The organism is Mesorhizobium sp. LNJC391B00 (genome assembly GCF_000502535.1).
Taxonomy (GTDB): Bacteria; Pseudomonadota; Alphaproteobacteria; order Rhizobiales; family Rhizobiaceae; genus Mesorhizobium.
This window is the reverse complement of record NZ_AYWI01000020.1, coordinates 38,398-56,191: the sequence shown is the minus strand read 5'-3', so window position 1 is coordinate 56,191 and position 17,794 is coordinate 38,398. Positions and strand designations below refer to the sequence as shown.

16 protein-coding genes are annotated in these 17,794 nt (G+C 62.3%); 5 read left to right on the top strand and 11 right to left on the bottom strand.

Features of this window, described 5'->3' with window-relative positions:
- Positions 1 to 137 precede the first annotated feature (137 nt).
- Positions 138 to 1,070, bottom strand: a complete 933-nt coding sequence (locus tag X750_RS135835) for a LysR family transcriptional regulator (protein ID WP_023742812.1) — start codon at positions 1,068 to 1,070, stop codon at positions 138 to 140.
- A gap of 91 nt (positions 1,071 to 1,161) precedes the next feature.
- Here X750_RS135835 and X750_RS135840 point away from each other — a divergent pair, with 91 nt between their 5' ends.
- The gene (locus tag X750_RS135840) at positions 1,162 to 2,175 is read left to right on the top strand and encodes an NADP-dependent oxidoreductase (protein WP_023748840.1); all 1,014 of its coding nucleotides are present in this window, start codon (positions 1,162 to 1,164) and stop codon (positions 2,173 to 2,175) included.
- Positions 2,176 to 2,236: 61 nt separating this feature from the next.
- On the opposite strand, the gene X750_RS135845 is transcribed toward X750_RS135840, so the two are convergent.
- The 5 genes from X750_RS135845 to ugpC all read right to left on the bottom strand — a co-directional run bounded on the left by X750_RS135845 (position 2,237) and on the right by ugpC (position 6,561).
- Entirely contained in the window at positions 2,237 to 2,872 is a 636-nt protein-coding gene (locus X750_RS135845) for an SGNH/GDSL hydrolase family protein (protein WP_023748839.1), read from the bottom strand.
- Positions 2,873 to 3,002: 130 nt separating this feature from the next.
- Complete coding sequence (locus tag X750_RS1000000167215) at positions 3,003 to 3,599, bottom strand: alpha/beta hydrolase (RefSeq protein WP_198023180.1); 597 nt, start codon at positions 3,597 to 3,599, stop codon at positions 3,003 to 3,005.
- Between the two features lie 480 nt (positions 3,600 to 4,079).
- Positions 4,080 to 5,009 (bottom strand): ribokinase, encoded by a 930-nt coding sequence (rbsK, locus tag X750_RS135850; protein WP_023705028.1) that lies wholly within the window; start codon positions 5,007 to 5,009, stop codon positions 4,080 to 4,082.
- 4 nt (positions 5,010 to 5,013) lie between these two features.
- Positions 5,014 to 5,466, bottom strand: a complete 453-nt coding sequence (locus tag X750_RS135855) for an RbsD/FucU family protein (protein WP_023705029.1) — start codon at positions 5,464 to 5,466, stop codon at positions 5,014 to 5,016.
- A gap of 42 nt (positions 5,467 to 5,508) precedes the next feature.
- Positions 5,509 to 6,561, bottom strand: coding sequence for a sn-glycerol-3-phosphate ABC transporter ATP-binding protein UgpC (gene ugpC, locus X750_RS135860; protein WP_023705030.1), 1,053 nt, complete (start codon positions 6,559 to 6,561; stop codon positions 5,509 to 5,511).
- A gap of 273 nt (positions 6,562 to 6,834) precedes the next feature.
- Here ugpC and X750_RS135865 point away from each other — a divergent pair, with 273 nt between their 5' ends.
- From X750_RS135865 to X750_RS135875, 3 genes are all read left to right on the top strand, one after another.
- Positions 6,835 to 8,499, top strand: coding sequence for a sugar ABC transporter substrate-binding protein (locus tag X750_RS135865; RefSeq protein ID WP_023705031.1), 1,665 nt, complete (start codon positions 6,835 to 6,837; stop codon positions 8,497 to 8,499).
- Positions 8,500 to 8,597: 98 nt separating this feature from the next.
- On the top strand, positions 8,598 to 9,713 hold the full coding sequence (locus tag X750_RS135870; protein WP_023705032.1) for a sugar ABC transporter permease: 1,116 nt from the start codon (positions 8,598 to 8,600) through the stop codon (positions 9,711 to 9,713).
- A gap of 9 nt (positions 9,714 to 9,722) precedes the next feature.
- Positions 9,723 to 10,640 carry a carbohydrate ABC transporter permease gene (locus tag X750_RS135875; protein ID WP_023669427.1) on the top strand — a complete coding sequence of 306 codons (918 nt, stop codon included), beginning with the start codon at positions 9,723 to 9,725 and terminating at the stop codon, positions 10,638 to 10,640.
- A gap of 112 nt (positions 10,641 to 10,752) precedes the next feature.
- Here X750_RS135875 and X750_RS135880 read toward each other — a convergent pair whose 3' ends face one another.
- A complete protein-coding gene (locus X750_RS135880) occupies positions 10,753 to 11,496 on the bottom strand; it encodes a creatininase family protein (RefSeq protein ID WP_023748838.1) in 744 nt (247 codons plus the stop codon).
- Between the two features lie 3 nt (positions 11,497 to 11,499).
- Positions 11,500 to 12,066 (bottom strand): SIS domain-containing protein, encoded by a 567-nt coding sequence (locus X750_RS135885; protein WP_023669425.1) that lies wholly within the window; start codon positions 12,064 to 12,066, stop codon positions 11,500 to 11,502.
- Positions 12,067 to 12,250: 184 nt separating this feature from the next.
- Between X750_RS135885 and X750_RS135890 the strand changes: the two genes are divergently transcribed.
- On the top strand, positions 12,251 to 13,273 hold the full coding sequence (locus X750_RS135890; protein ID WP_023705034.1) for an aldo/keto reductase: 1,023 nt from the start codon (positions 12,251 to 12,253) through the stop codon (positions 13,271 to 13,273).
- Positions 13,274 to 13,364: 91 nt separating this feature from the next.
- On the opposite strand, the gene X750_RS135895 is transcribed toward X750_RS135890, so the two are convergent.
- The 3 genes from X750_RS135895 to clpX form a co-directional block, all read right to left on the bottom strand.
- On the bottom strand, positions 13,365 to 13,637 hold the full coding sequence (locus X750_RS135895) for an HU family DNA-binding protein (RefSeq protein WP_023669423.1): 273 nt from the start codon (positions 13,635 to 13,637) through the stop codon (positions 13,365 to 13,367).
- Between the two features lie 196 nt (positions 13,638 to 13,833).
- Positions 13,834 to 16,245 carry an endopeptidase La gene (lon, locus tag X750_RS135900; protein WP_023748837.1) on the bottom strand — a complete coding sequence of 804 codons (2,412 nt, stop codon included), beginning with the start codon at positions 16,243 to 16,245 and terminating at the stop codon, positions 13,834 to 13,836.
- A 274-nt stretch (positions 16,246 to 16,519) separates the two neighbouring features.
- Positions 16,520 to 17,794, bottom strand: coding sequence for an ATP-dependent Clp protease ATP-binding subunit ClpX (gene clpX / locus X750_RS135905; protein WP_023682305.1), 1,275 nt, complete (start codon positions 17,792 to 17,794; stop codon positions 16,520 to 16,522).

Sequence of the window (17,794 nt, the reverse complement as noted above, 5' to 3'; positions counted from 1 at the left end):
TATTCGACGAGGAGGGGCGGCCTGTAGTGGGGCCGAAACGGAATAGCAGCTTTTGGACGTTGTGCCCGGAATAGCTGCCGTTCAGCCAATCAGCAGGATTGACCGCTTTCGCCCTTTAGCGACCCTTCCGCGCCAGATCAGTCGATGCTTGAAGCTGCCATTCGCAGAGTGAAAGCGGCGTCGAGCATGGTCAGAAAGGCGCGCACGGCGGGGTTGGCGCGTCGGCTTGCCGGCCAGAGCACGGTGACATTGTTTCGCTCGACCGCGAACGTGGACAGCACTGGGACCAGTTCGCCGCGCTTCACATAGGGAGCCGCCATGAAGGAGGCGCCTATGCCTATCCCACCGCCGGCTGCCAGCATGATGAGCACGGCATCGCTGGCATCGGCGACCACACCGGAATTGGGCACGATCTCGATTTCACGGTCGCCAATCCGGAAGGGCCAGCGAAAGGCCTGGCCTGTGCTCTGATATCGAAGGTTGACGGTGTCGTGCCCTTCCAGGTGATCGGGATGGGTCGGTGTGCCGCGTTCCTCGAGATAGGCTGGCGAGGCGAAGCAGCAAAGCCGATGGGGTGCGATCTTGCGTGATAGTAGCCGGGTGTCAGCCAGATCACCGATGCGTATGGCGACATCGATCCCTTCCTCGATCATGTCCACCATCTGGTCACCCAGCCTGAGATCGACGATCAGGTTCGGATGGAGCCGACGGAAAGCCGGCAAAGCCGGAGCGATCAGATGCAGTCCGATCGGCAGCGACGCGGCCACGCGCAACGTGCCCGATGGTTCGGAGCGCGCGGTCATTGCCGCCTGCTCTATTTCCTCCGCCTCGCGTAGCAGACGCAGCGCGCGCTCATGCAGGTCGCGCCCTTCGGGCGTGAAGGTGAGCGAGCGCGTTGTACGGGTAAACAGCGACACTCCTAAATGCCGCTCGAGCCGCTGGACGCTCTTGCTGACCGCCGACGGGGAAATCGACAGCGCGCGCGCCGCTGCCGTGTAGCTGCCCAGCGATCCCGCACGCGCGAAGGCGATGATGCCAGTGAGCCGATCCAAAGTGATATGTTCCGCCATGGCATTACTTAACCGCCATCGGCACCGATTATCAACCGGCGGTCATGCCGCTAGATTCGCTCCAATGACATGGATGAGCGGAGATTTCACCATGAGCGATAAGATGAAGGCAGTCCGTCTGCACGCATTCGGTGGTCCCGAGATGCTGGTGTACGAAGACGCGCCTAGGCCGGGTGTGAAGCCCGGCGAGGTGCTTGTCCGAGTCCAGGCGGCCGGGCTTAATCCGCCCGACTGGTATCTGCGGGATGGCTATCGCGCACTGCCGCCAGAATGGCGACCCAACGCGTCCTTCCCACTGATTCTCGGCACGGACGTGTCGGGCGTCATTGAAGCGGTTGGCGCTGACGTCGCTGAGTTCAGCATCGGTGACGAGGTCTACGCAATGGTTCACTTCCCCGATAACTTGATGACGGGTAGCAATGCCTACGCGCATTATGTCAGTGTGCCGGCATCGCATGTTGCGTTGAAACCAGCCGGCATCGACCATATTCATGCGGCTGGTGCGCCGATGTCGCTTCTGACGGCATGGCAGTTCTTGATCGAACTTGGCCACGACGAGCCGAATCCGTTCCAGCCCTTACCGCATGAGCCGGTGCCCCTCGACGGCAAGACGGTGCTCATCAATGGTGCCGGAGGCGGTGTCGGGCATCTGGCCGTCCAGTTGGCGAAATGGCGGGGCGCGCGCGTCATCGCGGTGACATCGGCCAAGAACGAGGCGCTGATGCGCGATCTTGGCGTGGATCAATTCATCGACTACAAGACAACCGCGGCGGAAGATGTCGTTCGAGACGTCGACCTTGTCCTCGACGCGGTGGGCGGCGCGGACATGGAGCGCTTCTTCCATGTTCTGAAGCCGGGCGGCGCGCTGTTCCTGGTCAACCCACTGGGCTTCGCTGGTCACGAAGAGACAGAGAGGCTGGGGATCACGGTCTCATCCACACAGGTTCGATCCAATGGCGCGCAGTTGGCAAAAGCCGCCCGCCTGCTCGACGACGGCCTTGTGCGTGTCGTCATCGACAGCACATTCCCGCTGGCCGAGGCATCGCGCGCACACGAGCGCGCCGCCGACGGCAGTATTCAAGGCAAGATCGTGCTGGCCGTCTGAATTGTTGCTTTCAGTCCGACCGACCATCGGGAGTGCAGACGATCGGGCGCAATTACGCCGTTTAGCCGACGAAGACCACCGACCGACGTCCGGCTGAATCGTGCTCGACTACAAGTGCCGCGATGGCTGCCGCGATCTTCGCGCTGCCTTGCACTGACGGTTCGATAGGATTGGCGAAGTCCGCGTCATCATTCGATACCAAGCGCAGGTCGACGAGCGGCAAACCGCGCGAGAACGCCGCCCGGGTGATGACGTCGTTGAGGACCGTCAGGGCAGTTGCGGCAAGTCTACGACGCTGTGGGTCGGGAAAGCGCGCCTCGTAGATCGTGCAGACAGCGGTGGGTAGGTTTTGGCCCAGCGCCCCCTCGAGCATCGTACAGTAGTCGTGCTCGAATTCCTCCCGGATATCGCTGATCCTGTCCAGAACCTCGGCCACCGAACAGGCCCCCTGCTCCAGAATCCCTGCATGACGAAGAGCATCATTGCCACCGACGCTGACGACAAGATGGCTAGCATCCTGGGGGAGCCGTTCAAGCTGCCGCTCGACGCCGCTTGTGACGGCGCCGTCGACGGCGTTTAGCGTTGCACGCCACCCCTCCGGCAACCGCTCCCGCAGCTGCCGCACTACGTCGGGCCCGTGCGCGACATAGGCAGCGTTGTCAAAGATCGAATCCCCGAGAAGGACGACGTGTGGCATCGGATGCTCCGTTGAGGCCTCTGCCAATGCTGCATCAGCAGAGGAGGTAAGGTGGTGGGTTGTGACCGCGGCAGCGAGCACGGTCAGGAGATCACGGCGAGTCAGGCCACCTACAGAACGGAACGGCATCTCAGCCGTCCAGGAACGCCAGAAGCGCGGCATTCACCGCGCTGGCCTCTTCGCGCTGTTCCCAATGCGTCGCCTTCTCGAACGTCTGCAGGCCCCGATCGTTGCAAAGGGCCAGACTGCGCTCGGCCAGGCCATATTCCAGAGCTTGGTCCTGCATCCCCCACAGTACAAGGGTCGGCGTCGTGATCCGCTCATTCAGGCTTGGGCGGAAGCGCAGCGCCCGATACCAGTTGAGCATGCCTGTCAGCGCCCCCGGCCGTTCCCAGGCCTGCCGATACTCTGCGATTTCCTCCGCCGTGAAGGCATCTGTTCGGCTGGATTTGATGAGCGCCCGTGCCAGCAGAGCCGAGCGCCCCGCCCCCAGAAAAGCCTCCGGCAGCAAGGGGAACTGGAAGAAGGCCGCATAGCTGCTCCGCAGGAACTGGGTCGGAGATCGCAAGGAATGGGCAAGCAGCACCTCGGGATGGGGCGCGTTCAGGATGACGAGCCTTTCCAGGCGGTGCGGCAGCTTTGCGCCTGCGGCCCAGGCGACGATACCGCCCCAGTAAATGACCGACGAGGTGAAACCTTCCGATGCCGAGCGCGTCGGCGATGGCAACGACATCGCCGACGAGCTTGGGGAGCGTGTATTCACGGATGGCTTTCGGCTTGTCACTGGTGTTGTAGCCCCTCTGGTCGGGAACGATGACCCGGAACCGGCGGTAGCGAGCGCATCGATCTGCCGTCTCCAGCCGATCCAGAAGTCGCCGGGAGCAGTCTGTCCCGGTCCAGCCGCTAGGCTGGCAGCAGCGGAGGCGTCGATCAAAGTGAATACCTCGCGGAGTTGACGAGGAGTTCTGATAGGCAAGTTTCAATTTCGCGCTTTTTCCCGAAAATTCGAGAGCGTGAGGAATTGAAACCATTCGTTGATTAATCAGGGGTTTTCGCCGGCCTGTCACGCCGGAGGTCGCGGGTTCGCGCCCCGTCACTCGCGCCATTTCTCCTCAGGAGAAATGTGACATAATCGTCTAGAATCATGGTCTTGCATGTGGAAATTCAGATCCGGTCGGATCTGAATTCGGTCTCTCCCGCAACGACGTCACCCCTTGGCCAGCAGCGCCTCGACCTCCTGCAGCGTCGGCATGGATGGCGCCGTACCCGGCCTTGTCACCGAAATGCCGGCGACGGCGCAGGCGAAGCGGACGGCTTGCAGCGGCTCCACGCCTTTGGCGAGTGCTGCGGCCAGGCCACCATTGAAGGCATCACCCGCACCAGTGGTTTCAACCACCGGGCCAGCACTGACCACGGGAACATGGTCGGAACGGTTCGCCGTGTGCAGCAGCGCGCCTTTTTCGCCGAGCGTGATGATGACCGAGCCGACGCCCTTTTTGAGCAGGCTGTCGGCGGCGCGGCGAGCCTCGTCGATCGAAGAAACCTTGATGCCGGTCAGCTCTTCGGCCTCGGTCTCGTTGGGGGTGACATAGTCGCAAAGCGTATAGATGCGGTCCGGCAGCTTGGCCGCCGGCGCCGGATTGAGGATGGTGGTCACCCCTGCACCGCGCGCGATTTCGAGTGCGCGCAGTGCCGCGTCGATCGGCTGTTCGAGCTGGGTGACGAAGACGCCGGCGCCGCCGATCAGGCCGGCGTTGGCCTCGATGTCTTCAGGCGAGATCAGCATCGCCGCACCCGGGCTGACGATGATGGCGTTGTTGCCGGTTGTCTCCTCGATGAAGATATAGGCCGCGCCGGTATAGCTTTGCGGCGTCTCGATGACGGCGGATTTGACGCTCGCCTCTGCCCAGGTCGCCTTGGCCATGTCGGCGAAAGCATCGACGCCAAGCCGGGTCAGGAAGGTGACGTCCGCGCCGAGCTTGCCTGCCGCCACCGCCTGGTTCGAGCCCTTGCCGCCCGGTCCCAGCTTGAAGGAATTACCAAGAATGGTTTCACCCATGCGCGGCTGTCGATCGGCGCGGTAGGCGGTGTCGGCGACGAAAACGCCCAGAATGACGACAGGTTTGCCCGACGCCATGGCCCTACTCGGCGTCGGGCGGCACGACGCCCTTGCGAAAGGCGAAGCAGCCATAGAAGCGGCGCTCGCCGGTCTGGATGACGCAATAGGCTTTCTTGGCGCGCTCGTAGAAGGCATAGCGCTCGACCGAGATCATCGGCCAGGCCTTGCCTTCCGCCTTGTCGATCTCCTTCTGCACCTCTTTTTGCACCGGCGGGATCTCCTCCGGCTTGCCGACGATCTCCATGCGCGCGGCCGCATCGTCGACGAAAGTGTCCAGCGGATAGAGCGACAGCACCGCCTTGACCACATCGGCCGCCGAGGCGTCGATGTGCAGCAGCTTGCCGAGCACGGTCTGCTTTGCCACCGAATCGGCGGGGAAATTGGTGTCGGCGATGACCAGATCGTCGCCGTGTCCCATTGCCCTGAGCGCCTGGAGCACATCGGCATTGAGCAATGGGTTGATCCCTTTGAGCATGGCAGTCCTCGTCAAACAGGTTTGGTCAAAGTCGATTGGAAATCAGAGCCGGTTGCCGGTCTCGGCGTCGAAGAGATGGACCTGGTCGAGGCGCGGCTTGAGATTGAGCGTGTCGCCGGGCTTGAAGTCGTGGCGCTCGCGAAACAGCGCCACCATCTCGCCCTCGCCGAAACGCACGAAGACCAGCGTTTCGGAACCGGTCGGCTCGACCACCGAGATCTTTGCTGGCACGCCGTCGGCATGGATTTCGAGATGCTCGGGCCGCACGCCATAGACCACGGCCTGGCCCTCCTTGGCGGCGCTGCCGGCCGCGATCGGGAACAGCGTGCCCGCTACCTCGACCTTGTCGCCCTTGCGCACCACGCCCTTGAGCAGGTTCATCGACGGCGAGCCGATGAAGCCGGCGACAAACAGATTGGCCGGCCGGTCGAACAATTCCAATGGCGCGCCGACTTGCTCGATGCGGCCGTCGCGCATGACGACGATCTTGTCGGCCATGGTCATGGCCTCGATCTGATCGTGGGTGACGTAGATGGTGGTGGTCTTCAGCCGCTGGTGCAGTTCCTTGATCTCGGTGCGCATCTGCACGCGCAGCTTGGCGTCGAGATTGGAGAGCGGCTCATCGAACAGGAAGACCTGCGGGTTGCGCACGATGGCGCGGCCCATGGCGACGCGCTGGCGCTGGCCGCCGGAGAGCTGGCGCGGATAGCGTTTCAGGTACGGATTGAGGTCGAGAATGTCGGCGGCGCGCTTGACCCGCTCGGCGACCACGGCCGGATCGGTCTTGCGCAGCTTCAGCGCAAACGCCATGTTCTGCTCCACCGTCTTGTGCGGATAGAGCGCGTAGTTCTGGAACACCATGGCGATGTCGCGCTTGGCCGGCGGCAGATTGTTGACGATGCGCTCGCCAATGGCGATCGTGCCGCCGGAGACGGTCTCCAGCCCGGCCACCATCCTGAGCAGCGTGGACTTGCCGCAGCCCGACGGGCCGACCAGCACCACGAACTGGCCATCGGCGATGTCGACGCTGACCTCGTGCAGGACCTTGACGGTTCCGAACGCCTTGGCCACATTGCTGATCGCGACTTGAGCCATCGTCCCCCCTTTTCTCGCGGTGAAGCTAGCCATTGCCAACGGCAAGGGCAAGTCGGTATGTTATCGATAAAAAGCCATTCGTGTTGACAAGGTAATCGATTACGCAAATATTAGCTGTTGCCAATCCGGCAGTCGGATTTTTATCCGAAAATCGGAGCTCCAGGCGACGCAGGGTGGGGTCCCACGTCCCCGTATGATAAAGGAGAACCGCCGACGTTTCGGCGTCGGAGGGATTGGCATTTCAATTCACGACTGTTGTTCTGGGAGGAATAGATGAGAGTCGGTCTTTACGAAAAACTCGTCCGCGCGGGTGCCACCCGGCGTGACATACTCAAGGGCGCGGCCTCAATGGCCGCGATCGCCGCCGCATCGGGCGCTGGGCTCGGCGCTTTCACCCGCCCGGCTGAAGCCGCCAGCGAGCTACGCTCCAAAATTCTGCAGATCCCCGGCGTCGGCAAGGGTCAGCCGACGGATGCCGATTTCCAGAAGGTCGGCGAACTCTGCCTGGAAGCCACCAAGGCCAACGTCAAGGAAGGCGAATTCGCCGGCGTCGAGCTCACCTTCATGGGCCTCAACAACCAGAACCTGCACAATGTGCTGTTCCGCGGCTTCCTGAAGCCGTGGGAGGCCTATACCGGCGCCAAGATCAGCTGGATCGACCTGGCGCAGGCCGACTACAATGCCCGCCTGCAGCAGTCGATCGCCACCGGCACCGTCGACTTCGACATCATCGAGATGGGCGCGCCCTTCGAAGGCGATGTCTGCGGCAAGGGCCTGACCTCCGAGATGCCCGACTGGGTCAAAGAGCAGATCGACATGAAGGATGTCGTGGCCTACCTGCAGCCGCCAGTCGGCACCTGGGACGGCAAGCAGTACCGGATCACCGTCGATGGCGATGCGCACAACTTCAACTACCGCACCGACGTTTTTGCCGATGCCGACCTCGCCAAGGCGTGGAAGGACGGCGGTGCGACCACCGAATGGGGTGTGCCGAAGACCTGGCAGGAAGTCCAGGCCGTCACAAAATTCCTCAAGGGCAAGAAGTTCAAGGACCAGGACGTCTTCGGCTATCTCGATGCGCCCAAGGCCTGGGGCGGTTTCGGCTTCTACTTCCTCGGCAGCCGCGCCACCGCCTATGCCAAGCATCCCGACGACAAGGCCTGGCTGTTCGATGCCGACACGATGAAGCCGCGCATCAACAATCCGGCCTGGGTGCGCGCCATCCAGGACGTCATCGACGCGCTGCCGTCGGAGCCCGCCGACCAGATCAACGCCGACCCGAACACGACAGCCTTCCAGCAGTTCCTGGCCGGCACCGGTTCAATGGTCACCTGGTGGGGCGACGTCGGCTCCAACGTCAAGACCAACGATAGCTCGGTCATCGGCGACGTCACCGGCTTCTCGATCCTGCCGGGATCCGACGACGTCTACAATGCCAAGACCGGCGCCTGGGACAAACTCGCCAGCGGCCCGAACTATGCGCCAAACTGTGCCTATCTCGGCTGGGGCGTCTATGTCATGGCCCGCGTCGATACGGACGAAAAGAAGAAAAAAGCGGCATGGTCGGCCGCCGCTCATCTCGGCGGCAAGGACCTGTCAATCTGGACGGCGATGTATCCGTCCGGCTTCCAGCCCTACCGCAACTCGCATTTCGACATTCCCGAATGGGTGGCGGCAGGCTACGACGAGGCGTTCATCACCTCGTATCTGAAGTCGGAAGCCGACAGCTACAACCATCCGAACGCGGCGATCGAACCGCGCATCCCCGGCATCTTCCAGTACTATTCGGCTGCCGAGGACATTCTGGCCAACACATTCGCCGGCAAGATGAAGGCGCAGGAAGGCGCCGACGCCATTGCCGCGGCCTGGGAGAAGCTGACCGACCAGATCGGCCGCGAAAACCAGATCAAGCTCTACAAGGCCTCGCTCGGCGTGTAGGCTGATCCTATCGTGACAACAGGTCCGGCGGTGCAAGCCGCCGGACCTGACCGGCTCGGGCCGGTCGCAGGCTTGATTTTTTAAACGGACGGGGACGCGTGGCTGACCAGACCACCAATGTATGGCCGGCCAACGCCGGCCCAGCCGATCTGATCTCGCCGGCCCGCAAGCGGGCGGGTTTTGCCCTGATGGCGGCCGCCACGCTTGGCCTGCTGGCGGTGATCGCGTTTGAGATCCTCTACAAGAACGAGATCACCACGCTCGGCTTCGAGACCTGGCGTCCGATCGTCTACGCCTATGTTCTGTGGGGCGTGACGCTTGGCATCGGCCAGGTGCTGACGCGCGGCGAGGACGGCCAGCGCGCGCTGTTCCTGCTGCCGGCGCTGCTGTTCACCATCGCCATGGTGATCTTCCCGACGCTGTTCGGCTTCTATATCGCGCTGACCGACTGGAACCTGTCGTCCTTTTCCGGCCGCAAGTTCAACGGGCTCGACAATTTCTGGCAGATGCTGGCCGATCCCTACTACCGCAACGCGCTGTTCAACATGGTGCTTTATGTGCTCGCCGTGCTGGTTGAGTATGTGATTGCCTTCGGCCTGGCGCTGCTGCTCAACGCGCAGATCCGGGCGCGCAAATTCTTCCGAGTCGTCTTCCTGATGCCGCTGATGCTGTCGCCGGTCGCGGTGTCGTGGATGATCGGCAAATCGCTGATGGAGTACCGTTTCGGGCCGGCGGCGACGCTGGCGCGCCATTTCGGCTGGGAAAACCCCGCCTTCTTCTCCAACCCGATCACCGCCCGCATCTCGATCATGGTGCTCGACGCCTGGACCTTCATCCCGTTCATGATGATCATGCTGCTTGCCGGCCTGCAGGCGATGTCGCGCGACGTGCTGGAAGCGGCGCGCGTCGATGGCGCCACGCCCTGGCAGACTTTCTGGCAGGTCACCTTCCCGCTGATGCTGCCGGTGTCGGTCACGGCGGTGATCCTGCGCATCATCTTCAAGCTGAAGCTTGCCGACATCATCATTACCGTCACCTCCGGCGGCCCCGGCGGCGCCACGGATTCAGTGTCGAGCTTCATCTACCGCGAATACCGCGACCGTTCGAATGTCGGCTACGGCACCATGCTGGCGATGGCCTATCTCGTCATCATCGTCGTGTTCGTGACCTGGCTGTTGAAATTCGCCAATCGCTTCGTGCGCAACGTGAACTGACGAGGCACAATGAGCGTCCAGACCACCGACTATGCTGCCTCGGAAATCCGCTCACCGCTGGGTTTTCTGGCCAATCGCATCTTCATCTATGGCGCGCTGGCGTTCTGGGCCTTCATCTGCCTGTTCCCGATCTACTGGACCATCACCACCTCGTTCAAGACCGCGGTCGACGTCACGCAAGGACACCTCATCCCGTTCGTCGACTTCCAGCCGGACTGGAAGGGCTGGCGCTCGCTCGGCCTGTCGCCGGATTCGATCTTCCAGACCTCGACGGTGCGGGAGGAGTTTTTCAAGCGCTTCATGAATTCGGTCATCACCTCGGTCGGTGCGTCGAGCCTCGCCATCGTCATTGGCAGCCTCGCCGCCTATGGGCTGACCCGCTACCGCTATCAGTTCGCCTGGTTCAAGAACGAGGACATCTCCTTCTTCTTCCTGTCGCAGCTGATCCTACCGCCGGTGGTGCTGGCCCTGCCCTTCCTGGTGCTCTACCGCGAGGTCGGCCTGCTCGACACACGCATCGGCCTGATCCTGCTCTACACGCTGATGGTGCTGCCGATCGTCATCTGGATCATGCGCGACCAGTTCAACTCGATCCCGGTCGAGCTCGAGGAGGCAGCGCTGGTCGACGGCCTGTCGATCTGGGGCGCTTTTTTCCGCATCGTCATGCCGATTGCGCTGCCGGGCATGGTCGCCGCTTTCATCCTGGCGATGGTGCTGTGCTGGAACGAGTATTTTTTCGCCGCGCTGCTGACCTCGACCGACGCCAAGACCATCCCGGTCATGGTGGCGAGCCAGACCGGCTCGCAAGGCATCAACTGGTGGTCGATGGCGGCTCTTGCCACCGCCGCGATCGCACCGCTGGCGGTCATCGGGATTGCGCTTGAGCGGTATCTGATCATGGGCATGACGGCTGGGGCGGTGAAGTAGGCGAGAGGCAGCCCCCCATCGCTTCGTCATCCTAGGGCGAAGCAAGGAGCGAAGCGACGCGGCGCACACCCTAAGATAACGAAAATACGAAAGCCGCCCGACAGTCTCGTAGCTAGCGCCTCAGGATTTCCGTGAGATGATCCATGATCATCGCGACGCCCTTCTGCCCAAGCTCCGCCGAGGCGTCCTTGGCACTCGCCGTGTACCAGCTTGTATTGTCCGCAAAACGCCCGGGATCGACCGCTTCCGGACACAGCGCCAGCATCAGCGACGTCTCGCCGATGCCGGCATGATCGAACGGATACTTCCCGTTCATGGCAGCCGACATTAGCGGGTGCACCTGCACCCAGTTGAAGAAATTCTCGCCGGCGGCGTGCCCGGCATAATAATCGGCCATCCCGTCTGAGCCCCACCAGCCCTCGCCGCGCTGCTTCTCGAGGAAGCGGAAGATCGCCTGGCGGCCGGCGGCCTTGAAGGCGAGATCGGTCGGCATGCCGGCGGCAAAGTTCTCGGTCTGGTGGTGGATGATGGCGTTGATGTTACGAAAGCCGATGCGCAGCAGGCTGTAGAACAATTCTTCGGCGAACGGCGCCAGCTGGTTGCCGCCGACCTGCACCGAGCCGTTGCCTTCGGGTGCTGCCACCACATAGCTCGCCGCACCGTAGTAGAAAGCCGGCAGGATGACGATGTCGGCCTCCTTCTCGTAGAGCTCCAGCGTCTTGATGACGGCCAGCGTGTCCATGCCGACAGCCATGTGCTCGCCGTGATATTCGAGCACGCCGAGCGGGAGAGCGACCGGCCAGTTCTCGGCGATCGCCTTGCGGATCTGGTGCGGCAGCATCAGTTCGTAGCGCATGATCTATTCCATGTTGGTGTGGCGGGCGCGCATGGCCTCGGACGACTGGCCGGTCAGCGCCTTGAGCTTCAGCACCATGACCTCGAACAGCAGGAACAGCGCCCCTTCGAAGACCGAGCCCATCGGCAGCAGCGATGTCTTTTGCGGCCCCTGGTCGCGCGCCATGGTCTGCGCCGGGATAAGCAAGGTGAAGTCGGCAAGCGCGACCGCACTGCTGCCTGCCTCGGCGGTGAGCAAAAGCACGGTGGCGCCGGCCTTGCGGGCGACTTGCATCAAGGTGAGCACCGTCGTCGTCTCGCCCGGGCCGGAACTGACCAGGAAGACATCGGCTGCGCCAAGCGGTGGCGTGTTCATGTCGCCGACCACCGACACCTCAAGCCCGAGGTGATAGAGGCGCATGGCGAAACCCTTGAGCTGCAAGGCCTCGCGGCCGCAGCCATAGACGACGATCTTTTGCGCGCGGGCCAGGGTTTCGCAGGCGGTGTCGATGCCGGCTTCGTCGACGCGCGCCAGTACGGCGCCCAGCTCTTGCAGGGCGGTCGAAAACATATCCGAGCCGGCATTCGTCATGAGAGTCCCATCTGTCCGGCTGGGTTTGTGGCCGGTGATTTCGGTTGCGCGCTTTCGGAGAAAGGCTTGTTTTTGTTCATGCTATCACCGCGAAAATGCCTGTCCAACGGCCATGGCGGCTTTTGCTGAGCCAGCGGCGTGATAGTGTCATGTCAGACAAATCAATCCAGGAAATCAGCACGACATGAAGACACGGCATTTCGACCGCATCGGCAATGGCGGCCTCGACTTCACCGAGCTTGGCTTCGGCAGCGCGCCGCTCGGCAACCTTTACCGCGCCGTCCCTGACGCGGATGCCAACGCAACGCTGGAGGCGGCGTGGGCGACCGGCTGCCGTTACTACGACACCGCGCCGCTCTATGGCCTGGGTCTCGCCGAAACGCGGCTCAATGCTTTCCTGCGCGGCAAAAGCCGGGACGACTACGTGCTGTCGAGCAAGGTCGGCCGGCTGCTGCGCGCCTGCCCGCCGGAGGAGCGAACCGGCATCGGCAAGTTCTTCGACACACCGACGCGCAAGGAGGTCTACGACTACAGCTATGACGGCGTCATGCGCTCGTTCGAGGCGTCGCTGGAACGGCTTGGCGTCGACCGCATCGACATCCTTTTCGTCCATGACCTCGACATCTTCACCCATGGCAGCAAGGAGGCGTCAGACCAGCGCATCGAGGAATTCATGGCCTCGGGCTACAACGGACTGGTTGCGCTGCGCGACCAGGGCGTGATCAAGGCCTTCGGCGGCGGCATCAACGAATGGGAGGTTTGCCAGACGCTGGCGGAGCGTGGCGACTTCGACCTGTTCCTGCTGGCCGGGCGCTACACGCTGCTGGAACAGGAAGCGCTTGCCACCTTCCTGCCGCTCTGTGAGCAACGCGGCATCGGCATCGTTCTCGGCGGTCCTTACAATTCCGGCATCCTGGCGACCGGGCCGAAGCCAGGCGCCTATTACAATTACTCCGAGGCGCCAAGGGACATCATGGATCGCGTCGGGCGCATCGAGGCCGTCTGCGAGCGCCATGGCGTCAGGCTGATCGAGGCGGCGCTGCAGTTTCCGCTGCTGCACCCTTCCGTGGTGTCGGTCATCCCCGGCGGCCAGCGGCCGAGCGAAGTCGAAAGCAACCGCGCCCTGCTCGATGCCAAGCTGCCCGCGGCGCTGTGGGCGGACCTCAAGCAGGAAGGCCTGATGCGCGCGGATGCGCCGGTGGGCTGAAGGCGCGCCTCAGCGGGCTGACGGCTTGCCGCGATCGAGGCAAAAGAAAAGCCGGGCGAACCCGGCTTTCCAACATTCTCTGAAAAAATTTTTAGTTGACCGCGTCCTTGAGGCCTTTGCCGGCCGAGAACTTCGGCACGGTACGCGCCGGAATCTTCACTTCCGCGCCAGTCTGCGGGTTGCGGCCAGTCGATGCCGCACGCTTGGAGACGGTGAAATTTCCGAAGCCGACGAGCCGTACATCGCCGCCCTTCTTCAGTTCGCCAGTGATGACGGAGAACACCGCCTCAACCGCCGACTGTGCGTCACCCTTCGAAATGCTCGCGGATTCAGCGACAGCCGAAACCAGTTCGTTCTTGTTCATAAAAATTCCCTTCCATGAGAAAACCGGAACTTTCGACTCATCCGGCAGGAGAGGGACTTTAGAAAGAAGCGCTCGCAAACCCAAGTCAAAAAGCCGGAAATAAGTTGAAAAAAGCCCGGAAAAGGTGGGTTTTTCACATGAAAAAGCCGGGCTCAAGGCCCGGCTCTCTCTTTGTGCACTGCAACTTTAGTAGTTTCTAATGTGCAAGCGACTTTCCAGCATCGTCAACGGTATCGGTGGAAGCCGGCGGATTGACCGGCTCGACCCACTCGATCGGCTCCGGCATGCGCACCAGCGCGTGCCTCAGAACCTCGCCGACACGTGAGACCGGAATGATCTCCATACCGTTCTTCACATTGTCCGGAATCTCCGCCAGATCCTTGGCATTGTCTTCCGGGATCAGCACCTTCTTGATGCCGCCGCGCAATGCGGCGAGCAGCTTCTCCTTGAGGCCGCCGATCGGCAAGATGCGGCCGCGAAGCGTTATCTCGCCAGTCATCGCCACATCGGCCCGGACCGGAATCCCCGTCATGACAGACACGATGGCTGTCGCCATGGCAGCACCTGCAGACGGACCGTCCTTCGGCGTGGCGCCTTCGGGCAAGTGGACGTGGATGTCACGCTTGTCGAACAGCGGCGGCTCGATGCCGAAATCGATGGCCCGCGAGCGGACATAAGAGGCCGCCGCCGAGATCGATTCCTTCATCACGTCGCGCAGATTGCCGGTCACCGTCATGCGGCCCTTGCCGGGCATCATGACGCCTTCGACCGTCAGCAGCTCGCCGCCGACTTCCGTCCAGGCAAGACCGGTGACGACACCGACCTGATCGTCAGCCTCGACCTGGCCGAAGCGGAAGCGCGGAACACCGAGGTAATCGGCGAGGTTCGCCGCCGTGATGCTCACCGTCTTCTTCTTCGTCTTCAGGATCTCGGTCACCGCCTTGCGCCCGAGCTTCATCAGCTCGCGCTCCAGGCTTCTGACGCCCGCTTCACGGGTGTAGGTCTGGATGATGCCGCGGATCGCGTCTTCGCCGACGGAGAATTCCTTCGGCTGCAGGGCATGGTCGCGGATCACCTTGGGCATCAGGTGACGCTTGGCGATCTCGATCTTCTCGTCCTCGGTGTAGCCGGCGATGCGGATGATCTCCATGCGGTCCATCAGGGGCGCAGGGATGTTCAGCGTGTTCGCCGTCGTCACGAACATCACGCTCGACAGGTCGTATTCGACCTCGAGGTAATGGTCCATGAACGTCGAGTTCTGCTCGGGATCGAGCACCTCGAGCAAGGCCGATGACGGATCGCCGCGGAAGTCCTGGCCCATCTTGTCGATCTCGTCGAGCAGGAAGAGCGGGTTGGACTTCTTGGCCTTCTTCATCGACTGGATGACCTTGCCGGGCATCGAACCGATATAGGTGCGGCGGTGGCCACGGATCTCGGCCTCGTCACGCACGCCGCCAAGCGCCATGCGGATGAATTCGCGGCCGGTCGCCTTGGCGATCGATTTGCCGAGCGAGGTCTTGCCGACGCCGGGAGGGCCGACGAGGCACAGGATCGGCCCCTTCAGCTTCTTCTGGCGGCTTTGCACGGCGAGATACTCGACGATGCGGTCCTTGACCTTGTCGAGGCCGAAATGATCGGTGTCGAGCACGTTCTGCGCAAACGCCAGGTCCTGCTTGACCTTGGAGTTCTTGCCCCACGGGATCGACAGGATCCAGTCGAGGTAGTTGCGCACCACGGTCGATTCCGCCGACATCGGCGACATCGTCCGCAGCTTCTTCAACTCGGCTTCCGCCTTTTCGCGGGCCTCCTTGGAGAGCTTGGTCTTCTTGATGCGCGCCTCGATCTCGGCGGCCTCGTCGCGGCCGTCCTCGCCTTCGCCGAGCTCCTTCTGGATCGCCTTCATCTGCTCGTTGAGGTAGTATTCGCGCTGCGTCTTCTCCATCTGGCGCTTGACGCGCGAGCGGATGCGCTTCTCCACCTGCAGGACGGAGATTTCGGCCTCCATGAAGCCCATCGCCTTTTCCAGCCGTTCCTTGACGGACAGCGTGGCAAGCATCTCCTGCTTCTCGGGGATCTTGATGGCGAGGTGCGAAGCAACCGTATCGGCGAGCTTGGAATAGTCGTCGATCTGGCTGGCGGCGCCCACCACTTCAGGCGAGATCTTCTTGTTCAGCTTGACGTAGTTTTCGAAGTCGGTGACGACCGAACGGGCGAGCGCCTCGACCTCGACCTCTTCCTCCTCCGGCTCGACCAGCGCCGTGGCGGTAGCTTCGTGGAAGTCCGGACGGTCGGTGAACGAGACGATCTTGGCACGCGAAGCGCCTTCGACCAGCACCTTGACGGTGCCGTCGGGCAGCTTCAGCAATTGCAGCACATTGGCGAGCGTGCCGATGTCGAAGATCGCATCGGGCTCGGGATCGTCATCGGCGGCATTCATCTGGGTGGCAAGCAGGATCTGCTTTTCCTGACCCATAACCTCTTCCAGCGCCTTGATCGACTTTTCACGCCCGACAAAGAGCGGAACGATCATGTGCGGGAACACCACGATGTCGCGCAGTGGGAGGACTGCGAAGACGCCGTCGCTGGGAGCCTTGGATATTTCGGCCATTGTCCAACCTTTCATGTCGCGGCCGCTAATCGAGCCAACCGCGAATCTCATATTAACGACCGGGGATCGTTCCGCCTACCACCGTTTGTGACGGGAGTTTTACAGCACAGAATTCGGCACCTCGGCCTTCCAGTGTTAGTTGGATGCACGGTGGGCAAAGATCAAGGGTCAACACGGTCCGTTCATCCACTCCGTTACAAGGATCGGTACCTCACCACAGCAAAACGGCGCCCCGCGGGCGCCGTTCCATAAAAAGGTTAGGCCAGATGCCAGATCAGGCGCTGACGTTGCCCTTCTTTTCCTTCTGCTCGGAATAGATGTAGAGCGGCCGGGCGCTGCCGGTCACCACTTCTTCCGAAATCACCACTTCGCGCACGCCTTCCAGGGCGGGCAGTTCGAACATGGTGTCGAGCAGGATCGCTTCCATGATCGAGCGGAGGCCACGGGCGCCGGTCTTCCGCTCGATGGCGCGCTTGGCGATCGCCGACAGCGCATTCTCATGGAAGGTCAGGTCGACACTCTCCATCTCGAACAGCCGCTGATACTGCTTGACCAGCGCGTTTTTCGGCTCGGTCAGGATCTGGATCAGCGCTGGCTCGTCGAGGTCTTCCAGCGTCGCCAGGACCGGCAGACGGCCGACAAACTCGGGGATGAGGCCGAACTTCAAGAGATCCTCGGGCTCGACCAGGCGGAACACGTCACCGGTGCGGCGATCCTCGGGCGAAGCGACGATGGCGCCGAAGCCGATGGAAGTCTTCCTGCCGCGATCCGAGATGATCTTGTCCAGCCCGGCGAAGGCGCCGCCGCAGATGAACAGGATGTTGGCGGTGTCGACCTGCAGGAACTCCTGCTGCGGATGCTTGCGGCCGCCCTGCGGCGGCACGGAGGCAACGGTGCCTTCCATGATCTTCAGAAGCGCCTGCTGCACGCCCTCGCCCGACACGTCGCGGGTGATCGATGGGTTGTCGGACTTGCGCGAGATCTTGTCGATTTCATCGATGTAGACGATGCCGCGCTGGGCGCGCTCGACATTGTAGTCGGCCGACTGCAGCAACTTCAGGATGATGTTTTCGACGTCCTCGCCGACGTAACCGGCTTCGGTCAGCGTCGTCGCGTCGGCCATGGTGAAGGGCACGTCGATGATGCGGGCCAGCGTCTGGGCAAGCAGCGTCTTGCCGCAGCCGGTCGGGCCGATCAGCAGGATGTTGGACTTCGCCAATTCGACGTCGTTGTTCTTGCCGGCATGCGCGAGGCGCTTGTAGTGGTTGTGGACAGCCACCGACAGCACGCGCTTGGCGTAGGGCTGGCCGATGACATAGTCGTCGAGAACCTTCAGGATCTCCTGCGGGGTCGGCACGCCCTCGCGCGACTTCACCATCGAGGTCTTGTTCTCCTCGCGGATGATGTCCATGCACAACTCGACGCACTCGTCGCAGATGAACACCGTTGGGCCGGCGATCAGCTTGCGCACCTCATGCTGGCTTTTGCCGCAAAACGAGCAATAAAGCGTGTTCTTCGAATCACCGCTGTTGTTGCCGACTTTGCTCAT

Bases quoted from the DNA above. Each gene is read 5' to 3' on its own strand.
- X750_RS135835 (WP_023742812.1), bottom strand. From the start codon at position 1,070: ATGGCGGAACATATCACTTTGGATCGGCTCACTGGCATCATCGCCTTC.
- X750_RS135840 (WP_023748840.1), top strand. From the start codon at position 1,162: ATGAGCGATAAGATGAAGGCAGTCCGTCTGCACGCATTCGGTGGTCCC.
- X750_RS135845 (WP_023748839.1), bottom strand. From the start codon at position 2,872: ATGCCACACGTCGTCCTTCTCGGGGATTCGATCTTTGACAACGCTGCC.
- rbsK (WP_023705028.1), bottom strand. From the start codon at position 5,009: ATGGCGTCGGGCAAACCTGTCGTCATTCTGGGCGTTTTCGTCGCCGAC.
- X750_RS135855 (WP_023705029.1), bottom strand. From the start codon at position 5,466: ATGCTCAAAGGGATCAACCCATTGCTCAATGCCGATGTGCTCCAGGCG.
- ugpC (WP_023705030.1), bottom strand. From the start codon at position 6,561: ATGGCTCAAGTCGCGATCAGCAATGTGGCCAAGGCGTTCGGAACCGTC.
- X750_RS135865 (WP_023705031.1), top strand. From the start codon at position 6,835: ATGAGAGTCGGTCTTTACGAAAAACTCGTCCGCGCGGGTGCCACCCGG.
- X750_RS135875 (WP_023669427.1), top strand. From the start codon at position 9,723: ATGAGCGTCCAGACCACCGACTATGCTGCCTCGGAAATCCGCTCACCG.
- X750_RS135880 (WP_023748838.1), bottom strand. From the start codon at position 11,496: ATGCGCTACGAACTGATGCTGCCGCACCAGATCCGCAAGGCGATCGCC.
- X750_RS135885 (WP_023669425.1), bottom strand. From the start codon at position 12,066: ATGACGAATGCCGGCTCGGATATGTTTTCGACCGCCCTGCAAGAGCTG.
- X750_RS135890 (WP_023705034.1), top strand. From the start codon at position 12,251: ATGAAGACACGGCATTTCGACCGCATCGGCAATGGCGGCCTCGACTTC.
- X750_RS135895 (WP_023669423.1), bottom strand. From the start codon at position 13,637: ATGAACAAGAACGAACTGGTTTCGGCTGTCGCTGAATCCGCGAGCATT.
- lon (WP_023748837.1), bottom strand. From the start codon at position 16,245: ATGGCCGAAATATCCAAGGCTCCCAGCGACGGCGTCTTCGCAGTCCTC.
- clpX (WP_023682305.1), bottom strand. From the start codon at position 17,794: ATGAGCAAAGTCGGCAACAACAGCGGTGATTCGAAGAACACGCTTTAT.